General features: G+C 72.8%; 21 protein-coding genes. 17 read left to right on the top strand and 4 right to left on the bottom strand.

From position 1 onward, the window contains the following. The first annotated feature begins 32 nt into the window (after positions 1-32). From FZN60_RS17195 to FZN60_RS17165, 7 genes are read left to right on the top strand one after another with little or no spacing between them, the layout of a single operon-like run. Complete coding sequence (locus FZN60_RS17195; RefSeq protein WP_246726905.1) at positions 33-443, top strand: DUF1636 family protein; 411 nt, start codon at positions 33-35, stop codon at positions 441-443. Further along, the gene (gene cobW, locus FZN60_RS17190) at positions 440-1,495 is read left to right on the top strand and encodes a cobalamin biosynthesis protein CobW (protein WP_158874722.1); all 1,056 of its coding nucleotides are present in this window, start codon (positions 440-442) and stop codon (positions 1,493-1,495) included. The genes FZN60_RS17195 and cobW overlap by 4 nt, the downstream gene beginning before the upstream one ends. A gap of 6 nt (positions 1,496-1,501) precedes the next feature. After that, positions 1,502-4,843, top strand: coding sequence for a cobaltochelatase subunit CobN (gene cobN, locus FZN60_RS17185; protein ID WP_158874721.1), 3,342 nt, complete (start codon positions 1,502-1,504; stop codon positions 4,841-4,843). Continuing rightward, positions 4,840-6,045, top strand: coding sequence for a precorrin-3B synthase (gene cobG, locus FZN60_RS17180; protein ID WP_158874720.1), 1,206 nt, complete (start codon positions 4,840-4,842; stop codon positions 6,043-6,045). The genes cobN and cobG overlap by 4 nt, the downstream gene beginning before the upstream one ends. A gap of 10 nt (positions 6,046-6,055) precedes the next feature. Then, a complete protein-coding gene (locus FZN60_RS17175; protein ID WP_158874719.1) occupies positions 6,056-6,688 on the top strand; it encodes a precorrin-8X methylmutase in 633 nt (210 codons plus the stop codon). After that, positions 6,685-7,410 carry a precorrin-2 C(20)-methyltransferase gene (locus FZN60_RS17170; RefSeq protein WP_158874718.1) on the top strand — a complete coding sequence of 242 codons (726 nt, stop codon included), beginning with the start codon at positions 6,685-6,687 and terminating at the stop codon, positions 7,408-7,410. The genes FZN60_RS17175 and FZN60_RS17170 overlap by 4 nt, the downstream gene beginning before the upstream one ends. Further along, complete coding sequence (locus FZN60_RS17165) at positions 7,407-8,168, top strand: precorrin-3B C(17)-methyltransferase (RefSeq protein ID WP_158874717.1); 762 nt, start codon at positions 7,407-7,409, stop codon at positions 8,166-8,168. The genes FZN60_RS17170 and FZN60_RS17165 overlap by 4 nt, the downstream gene beginning before the upstream one ends. Here FZN60_RS17165 and FZN60_RS17160 read toward each other — a convergent pair. Then, on the bottom strand, positions 8,135-8,905 hold the full coding sequence (locus tag FZN60_RS17160) for a cobalt-precorrin-6A reductase (protein WP_158874716.1): 771 nt from the start codon (positions 8,903-8,905) through the stop codon (positions 8,135-8,137). The two genes, FZN60_RS17165 and FZN60_RS17160, sit on opposite strands and share 34 nt — an antisense overlap. A 4-nt stretch (positions 8,906-8,909) precedes the next feature. Here FZN60_RS17160 and cbiE point away from each other — a divergent pair, with 4 nt between their 5' ends. Genes cbiE through cobM form a run of 3 tightly spaced genes read left to right on the top strand, consistent with a single transcriptional unit; the run spans position 8,910 to position 11,298 of the window. Next, complete coding sequence (cbiE, locus tag FZN60_RS17155) at positions 8,910-10,157, top strand: precorrin-6y C5,15-methyltransferase (decarboxylating) subunit CbiE (protein WP_158874778.1); 1,248 nt, start codon at positions 8,910-8,912, stop codon at positions 10,155-10,157. After that, positions 10,154-10,540: a cobalamin biosynthesis protein gene (locus tag FZN60_RS17150; RefSeq protein ID WP_246726895.1), complete on the top strand. Its 387-nt coding sequence runs from the start codon at positions 10,154-10,156 to the stop codon at positions 10,538-10,540. Before cbiE ends, FZN60_RS17150 begins: the two co-directional genes overlap by 4 nt. After that, positions 10,537-11,298, top strand: a complete 762-nt coding sequence (cobM, locus tag FZN60_RS17145) for a precorrin-4 C(11)-methyltransferase (RefSeq protein WP_158874714.1) — start codon at positions 10,537-10,539, stop codon at positions 11,296-11,298. Before FZN60_RS17150 ends, cobM begins: the two co-directional genes overlap by 4 nt. Before the next feature lie 164 nt (positions 11,299-11,462). Here cobM and FZN60_RS17140 read toward each other — a convergent pair whose 3' ends face one another. Further along, positions 11,463-12,563 carry a cobalt-precorrin-5B (C(1))-methyltransferase gene (locus FZN60_RS17140; protein WP_158874713.1) on the bottom strand — a complete coding sequence of 367 codons (1,101 nt, stop codon included), beginning with the start codon at positions 12,561-12,563 and terminating at the stop codon, positions 11,463-11,465. A 41-nt stretch (positions 12,564-12,604) separates the two neighbouring features. Here FZN60_RS17140 and FZN60_RS17135 point away from each other — a divergent pair, with 41 nt between their 5' ends. The 3 genes from FZN60_RS17135 to cobT are packed head-to-tail and all read left to right on the top strand — an operon-like array spanning position 12,605 to position 15,707. After that, positions 12,605-13,918, top strand: coding sequence for a cobyrinic acid a,c-diamide synthase CobB (locus FZN60_RS17135; protein WP_158874712.1), 1,314 nt, complete (start codon positions 12,605-12,607; stop codon positions 13,916-13,918). A 3-nt stretch (positions 13,919-13,921) separates the two neighbouring features. Further along, positions 13,922-14,680: an adenosylcobinamide-GDP ribazoletransferase gene (locus tag FZN60_RS17130; protein ID WP_158874711.1), complete on the top strand. Its 759-nt coding sequence runs from the start codon at positions 13,922-13,924 to the stop codon at positions 14,678-14,680. 16 nt (positions 14,681-14,696) lie between these two features. Further along, entirely contained in the window at positions 14,697-15,707 is a 1,011-nt protein-coding gene (gene cobT, locus FZN60_RS17125; protein ID WP_158874710.1) for a nicotinate-nucleotide--dimethylbenzimidazole phosphoribosyltransferase, read from the top strand. A gap of 7 nt (positions 15,708-15,714) precedes the next feature. Here the strand turns inward: cobT and FZN60_RS17120 are convergent, their stop codons facing one another. Both FZN60_RS17120 and FZN60_RS17115 read right to left on the bottom strand, forming a co-directional pair. Then, the gene (locus FZN60_RS17120) at positions 15,715-16,161 is read right to left on the bottom strand and encodes an RbsD/FucU family protein (protein ID WP_158874709.1); all 447 of its coding nucleotides are present in this window, start codon (positions 16,159-16,161) and stop codon (positions 15,715-15,717) included. Between the two features lie 42 nt (positions 16,162-16,203). Further along, the gene (locus FZN60_RS17115; protein ID WP_158874708.1) at positions 16,204-16,650 is read right to left on the bottom strand and encodes a PRC-barrel domain-containing protein; all 447 of its coding nucleotides are present in this window, start codon (positions 16,648-16,650) and stop codon (positions 16,204-16,206) included. 469 nt (positions 16,651-17,119) lie between these two features. On the opposite strand from FZN60_RS17115, the gene FZN60_RS17110 reads away from it, so the two are divergent. The 4 genes from FZN60_RS17110 to FZN60_RS17095 all read left to right on the top strand — a co-directional run bounded on the left by FZN60_RS17110 (position 17,120) and on the right by FZN60_RS17095 (position 21,951). Then, entirely contained in the window at positions 17,120-19,270 is a 2,151-nt protein-coding gene (locus FZN60_RS17110; protein ID WP_158874707.1) for a histidine kinase dimerization/phosphoacceptor domain -containing protein, read from the top strand. Between the two features lie 96 nt (positions 19,271-19,366). Further along, entirely contained in the window at positions 19,367-19,684 is a 318-nt protein-coding gene (locus FZN60_RS17105; protein WP_158874706.1) for a DUF1236 domain-containing protein, read from the top strand. Positions 19,685-19,888: 204 nt separating this feature from the next. Beyond that, on the top strand, positions 19,889-21,145 hold the full coding sequence (locus FZN60_RS17100) for an aminopeptidase (protein ID WP_158874705.1): 1,257 nt from the start codon (positions 19,889-19,891) through the stop codon (positions 21,143-21,145). A gap of 35 nt (positions 21,146-21,180) precedes the next feature. After that, the gene (locus FZN60_RS17095; RefSeq protein ID WP_246726891.1) at positions 21,181-21,951 is read left to right on the top strand and encodes a sulfite exporter TauE/SafE family protein; all 771 of its coding nucleotides are present in this window, start codon (positions 21,181-21,183) and stop codon (positions 21,949-21,951) included. Position 21,952 lies beyond the last annotated feature (1 nt).

Here is a 21,952-nt window from a genome sequence, read left to right as displayed (position 1 = left end):
GGAGTTCTGCCGTTTTGCGTTCACCCGAACGAATCCTTCCGCGCGACGACGCGCCAGCCGAGCCGGCGCCCGAGCCGCTGTCGGCCCGCATCGTCGTCTGTTCCTCCTGCCGCGGCCCGGACGGCGCCGACGCGCGCCCGCGGCCCGGCGAGCGCTTGGCCGCCGCCGCGGCGCAGGCCGCTGCCGGCACGGGCGTTCGCGTCTCGGCCGTCGAGTGCCTCGGCAACTGCAAGCGCCGCCTGTCGGCCGCGGTCCTGTCGCAGACGGGATGGTCCTACGTCTTCGGCGACCTGAGCGACGAGAGCGGTCCCGACCTCGTTCTCGGCGCTCGCCTTCTGTCCGAGGCCGCGGACGGCATCATGCCCTGGCGCGGCCGGCCCGACTGTTTGAAGCGCGGGCTCGTCGCCCGCATCCCTCCCGCATCGATCCTGGACGAGACATGAGCAACCCTTCCGCCGTCGACCTGTCCCGCGTGCCCTGCACCGTCGTCACCGGCTTCCTGGGCGCCGGCAAGACGACGTTGATCCGCCACGTCCTGGAGAATGCCGGCGGCCGCCGCCTCGCCGTCATCGTCAACGAATTCGGCGACGTCGGCATCGACGGCGAGATCCTGAGGGGCTGCGGCGTCGAGAGCTGCCCGGAGGAGAACGTCGTCGAGCTCGCCAACGGCTGCATCTGCTGCACCGTGGCCGACGACTTCGTGCCCGCACTCGACGCGATCCTGTCGCGCGAGCCCAAGGTCGAGCACATCCTGATCGAGACCTCCGGCCTCGCCCTCCCCAAGCCCCTCGTCCAGGCCTTCCAGTGGCCGGCGATCAAGGGGCGCGTCACCGTCGACGGCGTCGTCGCGGTGGTGGACGGGCCGGCGCTCGCAGAAGGGCGCGTCGCCGGCGACATGGAGGCGCTGGCCGCGCAGCGCGCCGCCGACGACTCGCTCGACCACGACGACCCCGTGGAAGAGGTCTTCGAGGATCAGGTCGCCTGCGCCGACCTCGTGATCCTGTCGAAGAGCGATCTCCTCGACGAGGCCGGCGCGGCCAGGGCGCGCGAGCGCGTCGGCGCCCACCTCGCCCGCGCCGTCAGCATCGTGCCGACAGCCGGTGGGCGCGTCGACGCGGCCGTTCTCCTCGGCCTCGGCGTCGGCACGGAGAACGACATCGAGAACCGCCGCACCCATCACGACGGCGAGCTCGACCACGAGCACGACGACTTCGACAGTTTCGTCGTGGAGCTGCCGGCCGTCAGCGACCCCGCGGCGCTCTCGGCGCGCGTCGCCAAGGCCGCCGAAGAGGCGGACGTCCTTCGCCTCAAGGGCTTCGCGGCCGTCGAAGGCAAGCCGATGCGGCTCCTCGTCCAGGCCGTCGGCCCGCGCGTGACGCACGGCTTCGACCGGGCCTGGAATGCCGGCGAGGAGAAGCGCACCCGCCTCGTCGCGATCGGCCTGAAAGGGCTCGACCGCGAGAAGGTGACGCGCATCCTCCAGGGCGCCGCGTAAACCCTCATGCACATCCTCGCCACCACCTCCGCCAGCCTGGACGACGGCCCGCAGCCGGTCGATCTCGGCCAGGCTCCGGCGGACATGGTGGCGCTGTCCTTCTCGCCGAGCGACCTCGCGGGGCTTTCGGCGGCGTGGCGGACGGAGGGCCACGACCTGCCCTCGCTGCGCCTCGCAAGCCTTGCCGCGCTGCGCCACCCGATGTCGGTGGACCTCTGGATGGACGCCGTCGCGGCCCACGCCCGCGTGATCCTCGTGCGCATCCTCGGCGGCTACGACTGGTGGCGCTACGGCTGCGACCGGCTGGGGGCGATCGCTCGCGAAAAAGGGATCGCGCTGGCGCTTCTGCCGGGCGAGTGCCGCGACGAGGATGCGAGCCTCGACCGGCTCTCGACCCTGCCGAAGGCGGAGCTCACCGCTCTCCTTGCCTGCTTCCGCGAGGGCGGTCCGGCCAACATGGCGGCGCTCCTGCGCCGCCTCGCCCACCACGCCGGCGCGCCCGCCGGCGCCCTCACTGACGCCGAGCCGCTGCCCCGCTTCGGCTGCCTCGATCCGCAAGGCGGCGTCGCCGCGCTCGAAACGATCGCGCCCGACGAGCGCCCGCTCGTGCCGATCCTCTTCTACCGCTCGGTGCTCCTCGCCAACGACCACGCGCCGGTGACGGCGCTGGCCGAGGCGCTGGAGCGGCGGGGCCTCCGCGCGCTGCCGGTCTTCGTGCCGAGCCTCAAGGACGCCGCCGCCCGCGCCTTCCTTGCCGACCTATCGGCCCGGCTCTCGCCCGCGCTGATCGTCTCCACCACGGCCTTCGCCAGCGGCGGCGAGGCGGAGGCGGGCGCGAACCTCTTCGACGCGCTCGGCGTGCCCGTCCTCCAGGCGGTCGTCGCCTCGACGAGCCGCGAGGCTTGGAGCGCGAACGCCCGCGGGCTCGGCCCCTCCGACCTCGCCATGCACGTCATCCTGCCCGAGCTCGACGGCCGCGTCCTCGCCGGCGCCCTGTCCTTCAAGCAGGCCACGGCAGCGGACGAGGCGCTCGGCTTCGCGGAAACGCGCAACGCGCCCGAGCTGGACCGCGTTGAAATGGTGGCGGAGCGCACCGCCCGCCTCCTGCGTCTGCGAACGCTGCCGCCGGGCGAGCGCCGCGTCGCGCTGCTCCTGCCGGACTATCCCGGCTCGGCCGGCCGCGAAGGCTACGCCGTCGGACTCGACGTCTGGGCGAGTGCCCTCGCGATCCTCGAAGACCTCCGCGCCGGAGGCTACGACGTCGGCTCGCTGCCGCCGACCTCCCGCGACCTCTTCCAGGCGCTGGAAGCGTCGCGTCAGGGTTTCGACGCGAGCGCCTATGCCGGCTGGTTCGGCGCCCTCGCTCCCGAACCCCGCGCGGCCGTTCTCGGCGCGTGGGGACCGCCGCCGGCCGATCCCGCGACCTTCCGCGCGCTTCGCTTCGGCAAGGTCACCGTCGCCCTCGCGCCCGACCGGGGCCGCAGCGCGGACCGGCGCGCCGACTATCATGATCCGGCCTTGCCGCCGGCCCACGCGCTCCTCGCCTTCGGCGCCTGGCTGCAGGACGGCTTCGACGCGATCGTGCATCTGGGCGCGCACGGCACGCTGGAATGGCTGCCGGGCAAGACGGTGGCGCTGACCGCCGGCTGCTTCCCGGAGATCGTCGCCGGCCCACTGCCCGTCGTCTATCCCTTTATCGTGTCCAATCCCGGCGAGGCCGCGCAGGCCAAGCGGCGCATCGCCGCCGTCACCATCGGCCACCTGCCGCCGCCGCTCCTCGCCGCAGGGCTCGACCCGGACGGCGAGCAGTTGGAGCGCCTCGTCGACGAATACGCGCAGGCCGACGGCCTCGACCGTCGTCGCCGCGAGCGGCTGGCCGAAGCGATCGTGAAGACCGCCGCCGAGACCGGCCTCGCGGCCAAGGCCGGCGTTTCGGACGGCGACGATCCGGACGCGGCGCTGCTGCGCATCGACGCCTGGCTCTGCGATCTCAAGGACATGGCGATCAAGGACGGGCTCCACGTCTTCGGCCGCGCTGCGCCCGACGAGACCGACACCGTCCGGCTCGCCAGCGCTGGCACCGAGCGCGCCGCCCTTCTCGCGGCGCTGGGCGGCGGGCGCGTCGCCGCCGGCCCCTCCGGCGCCCCGGCACGCGGACGCACCGACGTCCTCCCGACCGGGCGCAACCTCTTCACCTTCGATCCGCGCCACCTGCCGACGCCGACCGCCTGGGAGCTCGGCCGCAGAGCCGCAGAGGAGGTGCTGCGCCGCCACCTCCAGGAGGAAGGCGACTGGCCGCGCGTCGTCGTGATCGACCTTTGGGGCTCGGCCTCGCTGCGCACCGGCGGCGAGGAGATCGCGCAGGGGCTGGCGCTGATGGGCTGCCGGCCGCGCTGGGACCCGGCGACGGGCCGCGCGGAGGCGCTGGAAGTGCTGGCGCCGGCCGAGCTCGGCCGCCCGCGCGTCGACGTATCCTTCCGCATCTCCGGCCTGTTCCGCGACATGTTCCCCGTCCAGATCGCGCTGCTCGACGCCGCGGCGCAGGCCGTCGCAGCCCGCGACGACGCGCCGGGCGACAACCCGTTGGCCGAGACCGCGCGGGAGAGCGGCCGCGTGCCGCCGCGCATCTTCGGCTCGGCGCCCGGCACCTTCGGCGCCGGCGTCGAGGACGCGCTCGCCTCGGGCGACTGGGAGGAGCGCGGCGAGATCGGCCGCGCCTATCTCGACGGCGCGAGCCACGCCTTCGGCGGGCCGGAGGGCGCTGGCGCCCACGCGCCGGACGCCTTCGGTGCGGTGCTGGGCGAGGCCGACCTCCTCATCCACACCTCGGACGATCCCGGCCGCGACCTCCTCGAGGGCTCGGCGGACGTCGCCTTCGTCGGCGGCTTCGCGGCGGCGGTGGAGCTGGTCGGCGGCCATGCCGAGATCGTCACGCTGGACACGACCGACCCGAAGCGTCCCCGTCCCCGCTCGCTCAAGGCCGCCATGGAGCGGACGGTGCGCGCCCGCGCGCTGAACGAGCGCTTCATCGCCGGCCAGATGCGCCACGGGCCGCGCGGCGCCTCGGAGTTTGCCGAAACGGTGGATCGGCTGGTCGGCTTCGCGGAAACCACCGGCGCCGTCGCGCCCGCGCTGATCGAGGCCGTCCACGACCGCTATCTCGGCGACCCAGACATCCGCGCCTTCCTCCTGCGCGAGAACCCCGGCGCGGCCGCGCTGATCGCCCGGCGCTTCGCCGACGCGCGCCGCCGCGGCCTGTGGAGCCCCTTGCGCAACGCGGTCGACGCCGACCTCGCGGCGCTGATCGCCGAGGCGCGCGGCGATCGCTTGGCGGAAGCCGCGGAATGAGCGCGCCCGACCTGCGCCGCGGCGCCTGCCCGACCCTTCTCGACCCCATGGCGACCGGCGACGGCCTTCTCGCCCGCCTCGTGCCGGCCCGCGGCGCCTTCTCGCCGGCCGAGCTCGCCGGCCTCGCGCGTGCCGCCGAGCAACGAGGCAACGGCGTCGTCGAGGTCACGGCGCGGGGCAGCTTTCAGATCCGCGGGCTCACGCCCGCTTCGTCAGCGGCGCTCGCCGCCGATGCGGCAGCCCTCGGCATCGAGCCGCGCGCGGGCGTGCCCGTCGAAACGGGCCCGCTGGCCGGCCTCGACCCGTCCGAGATCGACGACGGCTCGCGCCTCGCCCGCTCCATCGCGGAGGGCGCGGCGCGCGCCGGCCTTGGAGATCGGCTCGGGCCGAAGGTGTCCGTCGTGGTCGACGGCGGCGGCGCCGTTCCGCTGGCCGCTTCGCTGGCCGACGTGCGGCTCGACGCGGCCGGCCACGGGCAATGGCGCCTCGGCCTCGCCGGCACCCGCGCGATGGCCAGCCCGCTGGCAGTGATCTCGGCCGACGAAGCCGAGGGCCGCGTCTTCGCGCTTCTCGGCATCGTGGCGAGCCTCGGCCGCGCGGCGCGCGGGCGCGACCTCCTGGCGGGCGACGCGCCCCGACCGCCGCGCGGCAGTCCGCCGGAGGCGTCGCCCCTGCCGGTCGGCGCCATCCCGCTGCGCGGCGGCGCGGCCGCCTGCCGCCTCGTCCTGCCCTTCGGACAGGTTTCGGCATCGGCGCTCGGCACCCTTGCCGAGGAAGCCGGGCTCCTCGGCCTTCGCGACATCCGCCTTTCGCCCGGTCACGCCGTCCTCCTGATCGGCGAAGCCGCACTTGCCGAGCCGGTCCGCGCGCTCGGCCGCCGGCTCGGCTTCGTCGCGGACGCGGACGATCCGCGCCTGCGCGTGTCGGCCTGCGCCGGCGCGCCGGCCTGCGCGTCCGCGCACCTCGACACCAAGCGGCTCGTCGGCGCGCTCGCGGCGCTGATGGCGCCGGGCTCGGCGACCGTCCACCTGTCCGGCTGCGCCAAGCGCTGCGCCGAGCCGAAGGCGGCCGTGCGGGCGGTCGGCACGGATGCCGGACGCGTCTCCTTGGACGGCGCGGAGCTCTCCGGCGCCGATGCCGTGCCGGCGATCCTCGACGCCCTTCGAACCCATCCCGCTTCCCGCCGCGGCCGCGCGGCCTGAGACCGACCCCATGTCCGCATTCGACTACATCCGCGACGGCAACGCGATCTACGAGCGCTCCTTCGCCATCATCCGCGCCGAGGCCGACCTGTCGCGCTTCGATCCCGACGAGGCGGAGGTCGCGGTGCGCATGATCCATGCCTGCGGGCTTGTCGAGGCCGCGCGCTTCTTCGAGTTCTCGCCCGGCTTCGTGTCCGCCGCGCGCGGTGCCCTCCGGGCCGGCGCCCCGATCCTCTGCGACGCTGAGATGGTCGCCCGCGGCGTCACGCGCGCGCGCCTGCCGGCAAACAACGAGGTCGTCTGCACGCTGCACGATCCCGAGACCCGCATCATTGCGGAGCGCATCGGCAACACGCGCTCGGCCGCCGCGCTGGAGCTGTGGCGTCCGAAGCTCGCCGGGTCGCTCGTCGCCATCGGCAACGCGCCGACGGCGCTGTTCCACCTCCTCGACATGCTGCGCGACGGCGCCCCGCGCCCCGCCGCCATCATCGGCATGCCGGTCGGCTTCGTCGGCGCGATGGAATCCAAGGACGCGCTCGCCGCCGAGAACCTCGGCATTCCCTTCGCGATCGTGCGCGGCCGCATGGGCGGCAGCGCGCTGACCGCGGGCGCGATCAACGCCGTGGCGAGGGCAGGCATTTGACCGGCAAGCTCTGGGGGGTCGGCACGGGACCGGGCGATCCCGACCTCGTCACGCTGAAGGCCGCGCGCGCGGTCCGAGAAGCCGACGTCGTCGCCTTCTTCGCCAAGGAGGGCAATCACGGCCACGCGCGCCGCACCGCCGCCGGGCTCATCCGGCCGGGCACGCCGGAGCTGCCGCTGCTCTATCCCGTGACCACCGAGATCCCGACGCACCACCCGGACTACAAGGCCTCGATCGCCGGCTTCTACGCCCGCTCGGCCGAGACCGTGGCGCGCCACCTCGACGCCGGGAAAAGCGTCGCGGTGCTCAGCGAGGGCGACCCGCTCTTCTACGGCTCCTACATGCACCTCCACGTCCGCCTCGCACCGCGCTACGCGGCGGAGGTGATCCCCGGCGTCACCGCCATGTCCGGCTGCTGGTCGCAGGTCGGCCTGCCGCTCGTGCAGGGCGACGACGTGCTGACGGTGCTGCCCGGCACGATGGAGGAAGGCCAGCTCGCGCGGCGCCTCGCCGACACCGAGGCCGCCGTGATCATGAAGATCGGCCGCAACCTGCCCAAGATCCGCCGCGCGCTCGCGGCGGCCGGCCGGCTGGGGAGCGCGATCTACGTCGAGCGTGGCACCATGGAGGGCACGCTCTCGACGCCGCTGGAGGACAAGCCGGACGACAAGGCACCCTACTTCTCGATCGTGCTCGTCCCCGGCTGGGAGAACCGGCCGTGAGCGGGCGGCTCTTCGTCGTCGGGCTCGGTCCGGGCGGAGCGGACGCGCGCACGCCCGAGGCGGAAGCCGCCGTGGCCGCGAGCACCGACATCCTCGGCTACCACCCCTACGTCGCGCGCCTCTCGCTGCTGCCGCACCAGACCGCCCACGCCTCGGACAATCGCGAGGAGATCGCCCGCGCAAGCGCCGCGCTCGACCTCGCGGCGAGCGGGCGCACGGTGGCGATGGTGTCGGGCGGCGATCCCGGCGTCTTCGCCATGGCGGCTGCGGTCTGCGAGGCGATCGAGCACGGGCCCGAGACTTGGCGCGCCGTCGAGCTGACGGTGGTGCCGGGCGTGACCGCGATGCTCGCGGTCGCGGCGCGCGCGGGCGCACCGCTCGGTGCCGACTTCTGCGCCATCTCGCTCTCGGACAACCTGAAGCCCTGGGAGCTCGTCGAGAAGCGGCTGCGCTTGGCTGCCGAGGCCGGTTTTGCCATGGCCTTCTACAATCCAATCAGCCGCGCCCGCCCCTGGCAGCTCGGCCGCGCCTTCGAGGTTCTGCGCGAATGCCTGCCCGGCACGGCGCCGGTGATCTTCGGCCGCGCCGCCGGCCGGCCGGACGAGCGGATGCGCGTCGCCGCCCTCGACGAGGCGCGGGCCGAGGACGCGGACATGGCGACCTGCGTCATCGTCGGCTCGGCCGAAACGCGCCGCGTCGAGCGCGCGGGCCTGTCGCCGCTCGTCTACTCCCCGCGATCGGTCGGGGGAAAGCGGTGATCGATCGCGGCGAGGAGCGCCTCAACGGTGTCGAGGCTCGGCCCCGCGGCCGGCGGCCGGCGCACGAGATGAACCGGCAGGCCGAGCCGGCGTGCCGCGTCGATCTTGGCCCGGCTCGCCGCCCCGCCGCTGTTCTTGGCGAGCACGGCCTCGATGCCGTGGCGCTCGAACAGGACCGTCTCGGCCTCCGCGTCGAAGGGGCCGCGGTCGAGGAGATAGTCGGCGTGCGGCACGCGCAGTGGCGGCTCGACGGGATCGACGCTGCGCACGAGGTAGCGGTGCTGCGGCGCGGCTTCCAGGGGCTCCAGCTCCTGCCGGCCGAGGGCGACGAAGAGGCGCCGGGGCGCCGCGCCGACGTGGCCGAGGGCTTCCGCGACGCTGTCGGCCTCGATCCAGCGATCGCCCGGCTCACGCGTCCATTCCGGCCGACGCAGCGCCAGGAGCGGCACGCCGGTAGCGGTCGCAGCCGCGACGGCATTGGCCGAGATGCGCGCGGCGAAGGGGTGCGTCGCGTCGATCAGGAGGTCGACGCCCGTCTCGACCAGGTGCCGCGCCAGGCCGTCCGGGCCGCCGAAGCCGCCGATGCGGGTCGGCACGCCCTGGTCGACGGGCGCGCGGGTGCGGCCCGCCAGCGACAGCGTCACGTCGAAGCGACGGGCTTCCGCCAGCCGGGCGCCGAGGCGGCGCGCTTCGGTCGTGCCGCCGAGGATCAGGGTTCGAATGGAGCCGGAGGTCATGGCCATGGCTTCTAGCGAGGACGGCGCCCCGCCCGCAACGCCGCGCTGGCTCGCGGTCGTCGGCATCGGGGAGGATGGCGTCGCCGGCCTGTCCGATCGCGCCAAGGCGCTGATCGCGGGGGCGGAGGCCGTGTTCGGGGGCGAACGGCACCTTCAGCTCGCCGCCCCGCTGGTTCGAGGCGACGCGCGAAGCTGGCCGAAGCCGTTCGACGCCGGGATGGCGGCGGTTCGCGCGATGCGCGGCCGGCGGACCTGCGTCCTCGCCTCGGGCGATCCCTTCCTGTTCGGCGTCGGCGCGACGCTGGCGCGCCAGGTGCCGGCCGAGGAGATGGATGTCGTGCCGGCCCCTTCCGCCTTCAGCCTCGCCGCCGCCCGACTCGGATGGGCGCTGCAGGACGTCGCAACCGTCTCGCTGCACGGCCGGCCGATCGCGCTTCTGCGCCCCCACCTCCAGCCCGGCGCGCGCGTTCTCGCGCTCACCTCCGACGAGAACGGACCAATGCAAGCTGCGGCGCTGCTTGAGCGTTTCGGCTTCGGCGGTTCGCGCGTCACCGTCCTCGAAGCGCTCGGCGGCGAGCGCGAGCGGATCTCCCGCCACCGCGCCGCCGATCTGGCGGGATTCGCGATCCGCTTCGACCCGCTAAACCTCCTCGCGATCGAGGTCCGGTGCGCGCGCGACGCAAAGGTTCTTTCATTGTCGCCAGGGCTTTGCGACGATGTCTTCGAGCATGATGGTCAGATCACCAAGCGACTCGTGCGCGCCATGACGCTGGCCACGTTGGCGCCGCGGCGCGGCGAGCGGCTTTGGGACGTCGGGGCGGGTTCGGGTTCGATCGCCATCGAATGGATGCTGCGCGATCCGAGCCTCTCGGCCGTCGCGATCGAGGCGCGGCCCGACCGCGCGGCCGCCATCCGGCGCAACGCCGAAGCGCTCGGCGTGCCCGGCTTGGCCGTGGTCGAAGGCAAGGCGCCGGCGGCGCTCGCCGGTCTCCCGCCGCCCGACGCGATCTTCCTGGGCGGCGGCGGATCGAAGGACGGCCTCCTCGACGCCGCGATCGCCGCACTGCCCCCGGGTGGCCGGCTCGTCGCCAATGCCGTGACGCTGGAAATGGAAGCGGCGCTCGCCGCGGCCCGGGCCGCGCATGGCGGCTCGCTCGACCGGATCGCGCTCGCCTCGGCCGAGCCGGTCGGCGGCATGACCGGCTGGCGGCCGGCCATGCCGGTGACGCAATGGGCGTGGGTGAAGCCATGAGGCTCGTCGCGGGCATCGGTTGCCGCCGCGGCGTCGACGCCGCCGCCGTCATCGCCGCGGTCGAGGCGGCGTTGTCCGCGCACAACTGCTCGGCCGATCGCTTGAGCGCGCTCGCGACCTCCGAGGCGAAGGCCGCCGCGGAGCCGAGCCTCGCCGAAGCCGCGCGCTTCCTTGGCCTGCCGCTCCTCGTTGCACCGCGCGAGGCGCTTGCCGGCGTCTGCGCGATCACTCGCTCGGAGCGCTCGCTGGCCGTGACCGGCACGGCCTCGCTTTCCGAAACCGCGGCGCTCGCTGCCGCCGGTCCCGGCGCCCGGCTCCTCGGCGCCCGGCTCGCGCTCGGCCCCGTCACCTGCGCCCTCGCGCAAGCGGAGGAAGCTCCATGACCGTTCACTTCATCGGCGCCGGACCCGGCGCGCCCGACCTCATCACCCTGCGCGGCCGCGACCTCGTCGCCGCCGCGCCGGTCTGCCTCTATGCCGGCTCCATCGTCCCGAAGGGCATCCTCGAGCACTGCCCGCCCGGCGCGCGGATCGTCGATACGGCACCGCTCTCGCTCGACGAGATCGAGGCCGAGTTCGGCCGCGCCCATGGTGCCGGCGAGGACGTCGCGCGCCTCCATTCCGGGGATCTCTCGGTCTGGAGCGCCATGGGCGAGCAGCTGCGCCGGCTCGACCGGCTCGGCATTCCCTATACGATCACGCCGGGCGTGCCGTCCTTCGCCGCCGCCGCGGCGGCGCTCGGGCGCGAGCTGACCGTGCCGGAGATAGCGCAGAGCCTCGTCCTCACCCGCGTCTCGGGCCGCGCCTCGGCCATGCCGGAGGCCGAGACGCTCGCGAACTTCGGCCGCACCGGCGCGACGCTCGCCATCCACCTCGCGATCCACGCGCTCGACCGCGTCGTCGCCGAGCTGACGCCGCTCTACGGCGCCGATTGTCCCGTCGCGATCGTCGCCCGCGCCTCCTGGCCGAACGAGCAGGTGCTCCGCGGCACCCTCGGCACCATCGAGGGGCTGTTCGCGGCCGAGCCGGTGGAGCGCACGGCGATCGTGTTCGTCGGACCGGGCCTCGCGGCGGAAGGCTGGCGCGAGAGCGCCCTCTACGACGCGTTCTACCAGCGGCGGTTCCGGGGGCGTGGGGAATGAGCCGGCACGACGCCCGAGCTGCTCCCTTCTCCCGTTCCGGGAGAAGGTGCCGGCAGGCGGATGAGGGTCTCCAGCCGCAGCATCGGCTGGAAACCCTCACCCGGCGCTTCGCGCCACCCTCTCCCGAAACGGGAGAGGGGAAGAGCGCCTTTTCCGGACGTGGTTTAACCGTCCTCGAACGGCGCCTGCCCCAGCAGCGTGCCCTCCCGGTCGAACACCAGCACTTCCAGCGCGACCGGCGCGTCGCGCAGCACCGGCAGGGCGGTCGTCCGGGCGGCGCGGGCGACGGCGTTGCCGAGCGGCACGCCCGCGCTGGCGGCGAGCCCGAAGGCTTCGGCGACGGTGTTGGCGCCGGCGATGGCCTCCGCCGTGGCGCCGTCCGCGCCCGCGTCGCGGGCCATGGCGGCGAGCGCTTCCATGTCGGCGGCGCCGCGCTTGGAATGGACGTCGAGCATGCCCTGGCCGAGCTTGGTCATCTTGGCGAGGCCGCCGGCGATCGTGATGCGCGGCACGGGATGGGCGCGGATGTATTTCAGCATGCCGCCGACGAAGTCGCCCATGTCGATCAGGGCGGCCTCGGGAAGGTCGTGGAAGCGCTGCACGGCGCGCTCGGACGCGGAACCCGTAGAGCCCGCGAGATGGGTCAGCCCGGTGGCGCGCGCGACGTCGATGCCGCGATGGATGGAGTGGATCCAGGCCGAGCAGGAATAGGGCACGACGATGCCCGTTGTGCCGAGCACCGACAGGCCGCCGAGGATGCCGAGCCGGGCGTTCAGCGTGCGCGCGGCGATGCGCTCGCCGTCGGCGATCGAGACCGTCACCTCGAAGGCCGCGTCCTCGCCGGCCACCTCGGCGAGCGCGGCGCGGATCATGGCGCGCGGGCCGGGATTGATCGCCGGCTCGCCGGGCGGCAGCGGCAGGCCGGGCTTGGTCACCGTGCCGACGCCCTCGCCGGCGCGGAAGGTGACGCCCGAGCCCGGCGCGCCGCGGCGCACCGTGGAGACGACGAGCGCGCCGTGGGTCACGTCGGGGTCGTCGCCGGCATCCTTGACGATGCCGACGCTGGCGGCCTCGCCCTCCAGGTCGGCTCGCGCCAGGGCGAAGGCGGGTGTCTGACCGCCGGGAAGCGTGATCGTGACGGGGTCGGGAAAGTCGCCGGTGAGGAGGCCTGCGGCCGCGGCCTTGGCGGCGGCGGCGGCGCAGGCACCGGTCGTCCAGCCGCGGCGCAGCGGTCCCTCGGGAATGTCCTCGATCATGCCGGTCATGGCCTTCGCTATAGGCCGAACGCCGTTGGGGGTCACGCGGCATGAGCGCGCGCGGGATCATCGTCGGCGCGCCGCGGTCGGGCGCGGGCAAGACCAGCGTCACCATCGGCCTCCTGCGGGCGCTGAAGCGCCGCGGCGTCGCGGTGGCCGGCGCGAAGTCGGGACCGGACTACATCGATCCCGGCTTCCACGAGGCCGCGACCGGCCGGCCGGGCGTCAACCTCGACAGCTGGGCCATGCCGCCCGCCCTTCTCGGCGTACTCGCGGCCGAGCAGGCGCGCGATGCGGAGATCCTTATCGCCGAGAGCGCCATGGGCCTCTTCGACGGCATCCGCGCCGAGCCCGGACGCTCCGGGGCGGCGGGCGATCTCGCGCGCCGCTTCGGCCTGCCCGTCCTCCTCGTCCTCGACGTGTCGGGCCAGAGCCGCTCGGCGGCGGCGGTGGCGCTCGGCTTCAAGGCCTACGACCCGGCGGTCCGGATCGCGGGCGTGGTTCTCAACCGGGCGGGAAGCGAGCGGCACCGCCAGCAATGTGCCGAGGCCATCGAGGCGATCGGCCTGCCCGTGCTCGGCTGCCTGATGCGCGATGCCACCCTCGCTTTGCCGGAGAGGCACCTCGGCCTCGTGCAGGCGAGCGAGCACGCCGCGCTCGACGCCTTCATCGAGCGCCTCGCCGACGCCGTCGAGGCCTCGCTCGACCTCGACAGCATCCTGTCGCTCGCCGCGCCGCTGCAGCCCGGCGCGATCGACGCCGCGCCGGCGCTCGCGCCGCCGGGGCAGCGCGTCGCGATCGCGGAGGACGCTGCCTTCACCTTCCTCTACCCCCACCTGAAGCGGCAGTGGCGGGAGGCCGGCGCCGAGCTCGTGCCCTTCTCGCCGCTGGCGAACGAAGCCCCCGATCCCGGCTGCGACGCCTGCTGGCTGCCGGGCGGCTATCCCGAGCTCCATGCCGGCCGACTGGCCGCCGCGACGGGCTTCCGGCAGGGCTTGCGGAGCTTCGCCGAGGCGCGGCCGGTTCACGGCGAGTGCGGCGGCTTCATGGTGCTCGGCCAGATGCTGGAGGACGCGGACGGGATCGCTCATCCGATGCTCGGGCTCCTCGGCCATTCCACGAGCTTCGCCAAGCGGCGCATGAACCTCGGCTATCGCGAGGCGCGGCTCCTGGAGACGTGCGCGATCGGGCGCGCCGGCGACGCGGTGCGCGGCCACGAGTTCCATTATGCCCGCGTCACCGATCCCGGTGCGGACGCGCCGCTCGCCGAGCTGTTCGACGGGATCGGCACGGCGCTCGGGCCCGCCGGTGCCCGGCGCGGGCTCGTGTCCGGCACCTTCTTCCACGCCATCGCCAGGGCCTGAGACATGCCGCCGCTTCGCATGCTTCTCGCGGACGTCGCGCTCTGCACGGGCTTCTTCACCCGCCTGCCGGTGCCGCATCCGGCATCGGCGCGGGCGAGCTTTTCCGGCTGCTTCTGGGCGGTGCCGATCTCCGGGCTTGCCGTTGCGCTGATCGGCGCGCTCGTCTTCGCCCTGGCCGATCTCGCCGGCCTGTCAGGCTCGGCGGCCGGCCTTCTCGCCGTCGCCGCCACCATGCTCGCGACCGGCTGCTTTCACGAGGACGGGTTGTCGGACGTCGCGGACGGCTTCGGCGGCGGGGCAACCGTCGAGCGCAAGCTGGAGATCATGCACGACAGCCGCCTCGGCACCTTCGGGACGGCGGCGCTCGTCGTCTCGATCGGCCTGCGCTGGAGCGCTCTCGCGGCCTTTGCCGATCCCCTGCCCGCGCTCGCCGCGCTGGTCGCCGCCCACACGGCTTCGCGTGGCGTCCTGCCGGCCTTTCTGCGGCTCGTGCCGCCGGCGCGGCAAGCCGGGCTCTCGGCCAGCGTCGGGGCGATGGCCGGGGCGAGCGCCCTCGTCGCGCTCGGCCTCGGCGCGCTCGGCCTTCTCCTTCTCGGGCCGCTCGGCGCGCTGATCGGCGCGCTTCTTTGCGCCCTCGCCTTCGCCGCGATGCGCGCCCTGACGTTGCGCCAGATCGGCGGCCAGACCGGCGACGTCTGCGGCGCGCTCCAGCAGCTCTGCGAGGCCGCGATCCTCCTCCTCGCCTCCGTTCTTCTCGCCTGACAGGAAAGATGCCTCCATGCGCTTCGACAGCTTCGACGCCATCCGCTCGGCCGCGACGAACCTTCCCGGCGGCGACGCTGCCGCAGCCGAAGCCGCGGCGGCTCGCCAGGACACGCTGACCAAGCCGCCGGGCAGCCTCGGCCGCCTGGAGGCGCTGGCGATCTGGGCGGCGCGCTGGCAAGGGCAGCCGGTGCCCCGGATCGAGCGCGCGCAGATCCTCGTCTTCGCCGGCTCCCACGGCGTCGCCCGCCGCGGCGTATCGGCCTTTCCGCCGGAAGTGACGGCGCAGATGGTGGCGAACTTCGCGGCCGGCGGGGCGGCGATCAACCAGCTCGCCCGCAGCGCCGGCGCCGAGCTCGTCGTCGTGCCGCTGGAGGTCGAGCGGGCGACCGAGGACTTCACGCAGGCGCCGGCGATGAGCGAGGCCGAGTTCGCGGGCGCCGTCTCGGCCGGCTTCGACGCGCTCGATCCGCGAGCCGACATCCTATGCATCGGCGAGATGGGCATCGCCAATACCACGGCGGCGGCGGCCTTGTCGGCGGCCCTCTTCGGCGGCACCGGCGCCGACTGGGTCGGCCGGGGCACGGGCGTCGACGAAGAGGGCCTCGCGCGCAAGGCCGCGGTGGTGGATGCGGGCCTTGCCCGCCACGCGGACGCTCTCGCCGATCCGCTGCGCGCCGCGGCGGCGCTCGGCGGGCGCGAACTCGCGGCCATGCTCGGCGCGACGCTCGCCGCCCGGCGCGCGGGGGTGCCGGTGCTCCTCGACGGTTTCGTGGCGACGGCCGCCGTGGCGCCGCTCGCGCGGCTGGCGGAGGGCGGCCTCGCCCACGCTCAGGCGGGCCACGTCTCGGCCGAGACGGCGCACCGGACGCTTCTCGCCGAACTCCGGCTCGACCCGATCCTCGACCTCGGCATGCGCCTCGGCGAGGGCTCGGGCGCGGCCGTGGCCCTCGCGGTCGTCAAGGCGGCGCTCGCCTGCCACGGCGGCATGGCGAGCTTCGCCGATGCCGGGGTCGCGACCGGCTGAGCCGCCGTCAGTCGAACACGACACCCTTCTTCAGGATGAAGTTGCCGTAGGGGCGGGCCTCGGTGGTGCGCACGACCGCGTAGGCCTTCTTGGCGGCCTCGTAGAAGGCGAAGCGCTCCGCCTTCTCCATGCCGACCGCGCGTCCTTCGGCCTCGTCCATCACCGCCTGCATGGCGCGGTGGACCTCGATGTCGGCGGCGGGATCGCCGACCACCGCCATCGTTTGCACCGGCGTGTCGACGAAGGTGTCGAGCGGGAAGAGCGTCAGGATGGCGCGCGCCGCCTCGGTGGCGTCAACGCCGGCGAGCTGGATGCAAAGGCCGGACACGGTCTCGGCGGCGACGGACTCCGCCGGGAAGTTCCGGTCGGCGATGACGAGTTCGTCGCCGTGGCCCATCTCGGCGAGCACGGTCAGGAGCTCGGCGTTGATCAGGGGATGGATGGTCTTCAGCATCGGACAAGGACTCCGCGTCGGGGCCGGTTTGCGACGCGCCCTCTACCCTGCCTGTCCCGCGCCGTCATCAGGATCGGCTTCGGAAGTTTGGTCGGCCGCTTCGACCGGGCGCGCCATCGGCACGGCCGCAGCGCGATCCACCACGTAGCCGCGGTTGTCGCCGGCCGCGCGCAACGCCTTCCAGGGAACGCTGTAGTAGCTCGCCTCGGACTGCCCGGAGCCGCTGAACCAGACGATGACCTCGAGCACCGATCCGTCGGCCACCGACAGAACAAGGTCCTGAACGGTGCCGATGAGCTTGCCGTCGGGACCATAGACGCGGCGGCCCTTCAATTGGCTCGCCTCGATGCGGTCGGCCCGCACGACGCCGGCAGCGTCCATATCGCATCTCCTGTCGAAACGGCCGCCGCGCGCCGCCTGATGGTCGCTTCTGCCAAACGAGGCGGTTCTGCTTCCCGATAAAACGAACAATGCAAGTTCTCCGGGCAAGACCCAGTTCCACGCCCAGAGCGGGAGTATTTAGCTGCGACGTCAACATTCCTGCTCGTATTCGGCGGGCATGAGACGACGCAACCTTCGGGCGGGCAGCGCGTGCAGCCGCCCGCGCAAATTTCAATCCGCATCGAAGCCGATTCATTGGAAAACGTCAGCTCGCAACGGCTTCGCCGCAAAGAGGTTTCCCTTCCCACTGGTTCGATTTCGGCGCGCGGCTGCATCGGGACCGCGTCCGCCATGCGTCACACCTAAGGGCGTGACCTCGATTAACGCGATCGTGCTCTTCGCCCGATCGTCTCCGCACCGCCGCGCGCCCGCTGCGTTTTGCGGCGCGATGAGGTTCCCTTGCGGCTCCGCGAAGTGCTTTCGCGACCGCCCCGCAGGCCGGACGGGATTGCCATAAGCTGCCGCAACAAAATAAGGATCGGGCGAGGCCTCCGCGCGGGGCGTGACGGAGACCGGCATGCTTCAAAGCGACCAGCCAAGCCTGACACACGACCTGACGCTCTGCGACCGCGAGCCGATCCATATTCCCGGGTCGATCCAGCCGCACGGCCTCATGCTGGTGGCGGACGGGGAGACGCTGGAAGTCGTCGGCGGCGCGGGGGATATCGAGGCTCGGCTCTCGGCGGCCTGGCTCGGCGAAAGCCTCGAAGCGCTTCTCGGACAGTCGCTGGTCGAGCGCCTCGCGGCGGCCCACGTCGAGGAGGCCGTGATCCTGGATCCGGTGATCGGCCAGACCGAGGTGTTCAACGTCGTCGTGCATCGCGTCGGCGCCCGGCTCGTGGCCGAGTTCGACCGCGCGGAGAGCGGCGGCCCGGCGCCGATCCAGGTGCTGGTCGGGCTGGACGAGGCGAGCCAGCGCTTCGAGCGCGCGCTCGGGCTCGACGAGCTCTGCCGCACCGCGGCCGACGCCTTCCGGCAGCTCACCGGCTTCGACCGGATCATGATCTACAAGTTCCTGGAGGACGATGCCGGCATCGTGGTCGCGGAATCCGACGCGGAGGGCGTCGGCTCGTTCCTCAACCACCATTTCCCCGCGGCCGACATCCCGAAGCAGGCGCGCGCTCTCTACATCCGCAACCGCATCCGCGTCATTCCCGATGTGACCTACATGCCGGCACCGCTGCGCCCCTCGACGCGCGAGCTGCGCGAGCTGGACCTCAGCGACGCCGACCTGCGCAGCGTGTCGCCGATCCACATCCAGTACCTGAAGAACATGGGCGTCGCGGCCTCGGCCTCGATCTCGATCGTCAAGGACGGCGTGCTCTGGGGCCTCATCGCCTGCCATCACCGCACACCCCGCGAGATGCCGCTGCCGGTCCGCATGAGCTGCCGCGCGCTGGCGAGCGGCCTCGCGCGGCAGATCCGCGCCAAGGACGATGCCGGCCTTTATCGCGAGCGCATCCGCCTGCGGACGAGCGAAGACGCGATCCGCAACACGCTCGGTCACGACGGCAGCATCCTCGACGTCCTGCGCCGCACCGGCGCCGATCTCGCGGCCATGCTCTCTGCCGACGGTTTCGCCGCGATCCAAGGGGGCGAGATCGTCACGCACGGGCGCTGTCCGCCGCCGGAGGAGATCCGCGCGATCGCCGCCTTCGCGCGCGCCGAGGGTCCGCAGGACGTCTTCAGCACCAACCGCCTCGCCGAGCGGATGGGGCCGGCGCGGATGGTCTCGCCCCTGGCGAGCGGCGTCCTCGCCGCGACGCTCTCGAACGAGGGGCCGGCCATGCTCCTCTGGTTCCGCGCGGAAAAGCTGCAGGTCGTCGAATGGGCCGGCAATCCGCACAAGGCGGCGTCGGCCGACCCGACGGCGATCCTCACGCCGCGCACCTCCTTCCAGGCGTGGACGGAGACCGTTCACGGCCGCTCGCGCCCCTGGTCCCTCGCCGAGACGGAGTCGGCCGGCCGCATCGCCCGGCTGATCCAGGACGACCGTCGCAATGCCCGTCTGCGCCAGCTCAACGAGGATCTCGCCTCCACCGTGCGCGACAACGAAGGGCTGATCCGGCAGAAGGACTACCTCCTCAAGGAGGTGAACCACCGCGTCCAGAACAGCCTCCAGCTCGTGTCCGCCTTCCTGCGCCTCCAGAGCAAGGCGGCCGGCGACGACGTGGTGACGGCCCATCTTACCGAGGCGCAGCGGCGCTTATCCGCCGTGGCGCTCGTCCACAAACGGCTCTACAGCGATGCCAGCGTCGAGGTGGTCGATCTCGGCCGCTACCTGGAAGACCTGGTCAACGACCTCTTCGCGTCGATGGCGGACGAATGGCGCGACCTCGTGGAGCTGGATCTCGTGCCGGTCCTCGTCTCCGCCGACCGGGCGGTCAATGTGGGCTTGGTCCTGACCGAACTCGTCATCAACGCCAACAAGTACGCCTATGCGGGTCACAGCGGACCGCTCACCATCGCGCTCGAGCAGCACAACAACCGCCTGCGCCTGATCGTGTCCGACCGCGGCGCCGGCAAGGCGGGCGGGGCGGGCACCGGCTTCGGCTCGCGCATGCTGTCGGCGATCATCGAGCGGTTGGGCGGGACGCTGGAGGAGAGCGACAACCGGCCGGGCCTGCGCGTCACGGTCACCGCGCCCGTGGACCATCCGCAGGACTGATCCGCGGGCTTTCCACAGGCTTGTCCCGGCTCGTCAGGCAACCAAGCCGGCCGGTTCGCGTTCTGCGGCGGAATGGACGCTAAGGAACACGGACAAATGAAGACAGCTCTCGTTCTCGCCTCGGTCGCCTTTGTCGCCACGGCCGCGCCCGCACTTGCCCAGACCGAGACGACCACCACGGTCACCCGCACCACGACCACCACCGTCGTGCCCGACACCGTCCGCACCTACATCGTGGAGCAGCAGACGCCCTCGGTCGCCTACCAGGGCGACGTGATCGTCGGCGAGGTCCTGCCGGAGATCGTTTCGATCACGCCCATCCCGGACAATGCCCAGTACGGCTACGCCGTGGTCAACGATCGGCGCGTCGTGATCGACCCGACCACCCGCACGGTGCTCGAAGTCTACGACTGAGCACAGCTCTAGGCCTTGCAAAGCCCGCTTCGGCACATGCCGGTGCGGGCTTTGCCGTTCCTGGCATGGACGCGCATCGCGCGAAGCCGGTGGCACGCAATGCGCTCTCGCTTGTTGATTTTGCCGCGTCGTTTTACGGCGAAGCGTTTCGGGCCGGGCGGGAAATGCTCTAGAAGCTCGGCAGCCACAGAAGACAGGTGTCCCATGACCCTCCACCAGCGCAGCCTTTCCAGCCCCGTCGATCCCGCCCGCCTCGACAGGCTCGCCGAAGTCGCCGTGAAGGTCGGGCTGCGGCTTCAGCCGGGCCAGAACCTGTTCCTCACCGCCCCGGTCGCCGCGCTGCCGCTGGTGCGCCGCATCGCGGAGCACGCCTATCGCGCCGGCGCGAACCTCGTGACACCGCTGTTCTCCGACGAGGAGATCTCGCTGGCGCGCTACCGCCACGCGCCGGATGCCAGCTTCGACGCGGCGCCCGCCTGGCTCTACGAGGGCGTCGCCAAGGCCTTCGACGAGAACACCGCGCGCCTCGCCATCGTCGGCGACGATCCCATGCTCCTGTCCGGCGAGGATCCGGCGAAGGTCGCCCGCGCCTCCAAGGCGAATTCGGTGGCCTACCAGCCGGCCCTCGCCAAGATCGCCGGCTTCGACATCAACTGGAACATCGTCGCCTTTCCCGGCGCCTCTTGGGCGGCTCGCATGTTCCCGAACGATCCCGAGGACGCCGCGGTCGCCAAGCTCGCGGACGCGATCTTCTCCGCTTCGCGCGTCGACGGCGAGGATCCCGTCGCGGCCTGGAACGCGCACAACGCGGATCTGCGCCGCCGCACCGAATGGATGAACGCCCGGCGCTTCTCGGCCCTCCACTTCACCGGCCCCGGCACCGACCTCACCGTCGGGCTCGCCGACGAGCACGAATGGCAGGGCGGCGCCTCGACCGCCAAGAACGGGATCACCTGCAACCCGAACATTCCGACCGAGGAGGTCTTCACGACACCGCATGCGGGCCGCGTCGAGGGTCATGTCTCCAGCACCAAGCCGCTGTCGCACCAGGGCACGCTGATCGACGACATCCGCGTTCGCTTCGAGGGCGGGCGGATCGTCGAGGCAAAGGCGAGCCGCGGCGAGGAAGTCCTCAACAAGGTGCTCGACACCGACGAGGGCGCCCGCCGTCTCGGCGAGGTGGCGCTCGTGCCGCACTCCTCGCCAATCTCGAAGAGCGGGCTCCTGTTCTTCAACACGCTGTTCGACGAGAACGCGGCGAGCCACATCGCGCTCGGCCAGTGCTATTCCAAGTGCTTCCTGAACGGCGCCGACCTGTCGCCGGAGGAGGTCGCCGCGCGCGGCGGCAACAAGAGCTTCATCCACATCGACTGGATGATCGGCTCCGACCAGGTCGACGTCGACGGCGTTGCCGCGGACGGCACGCGCACCCCGGTCTTCCGCAAGGGCGAATGGGCCTGACGGCCGGGGCGTAGGCTCGCGGGAGGAGCCGGGGGTTGATCGAATTTCTGGAAGGGGCGTTCGCCTCGCCGCTGGGCTTCGGACTCGCGGCGCTGGCCGCCTTCTGCGTCGGCCTCGCCAAGGGCGGCCTTCCCGTGGTCGGCATGCTGAGCGTGCCGATCCTCGCCCTCGTCATGCCGCCGCTCCAGGCGGCGGCTCTGATCTTGCCGATCTACGTCATCAGCGACATGGTCGGCATCTATCTCTACCGCCACGCCTTCAGCCGCCGGAACCTCGCCATCCTGATCCCGGCGGGCTTCATCGGCGTCGTGATCGGCTGGGCGACCGTGTCCTACATGCCGGACCGGGCGATCACGCTCGCGGTCGGCATCCTCGGCCTCCTGTTCTGCGTCGACGCCTTCTTCAAGCGCAAGCGCAAGCTCGCGCCCAAGCCCGCCGACGTTCCGCGCGGGCTGTTCTGGGGCACTCTGTCGGGCCTCTCGTCCTTCGTGTCCCACGCGGGCGGGCCGCCCTACCAGATGTACGTCCTGCCCCAGCGCCTGCCCAAGCTCGAATTCGCCGGCACGTCGACGATCCTCTTCGCGCTCGTCAACGTGATGAAGCTGTTCTTCTACTGGGAGCTCGGCCAGCTCACCGTGGAAGGCACGCTCGGCCCGACGCTCGCGCTGCTCCCCGTCGCCGTCGGCGCCGCGTTTCTCGGCGCCTGGGCGACGCGGCGCATCGACGAGCGCATCTTCTTCCGCCTCGTCGAAGCCGTGCTCCTCGCGACCTCCGTGATGCTGATCTGGAAGGCCGCGACGAGCTGAG

The sequence above is a fragment of the Antarcticirhabdus aurantiaca genome (assembly GCF_009765365.1).
Taxonomy (GTDB): Bacteria; Pseudomonadota; Alphaproteobacteria; order Rhizobiales; family Rhizobiaceae; genus Antarcticirhabdus; species Antarcticirhabdus aurantiaca.
This window is presented reverse-complemented; position numbering and strand designations above follow the sequence as displayed.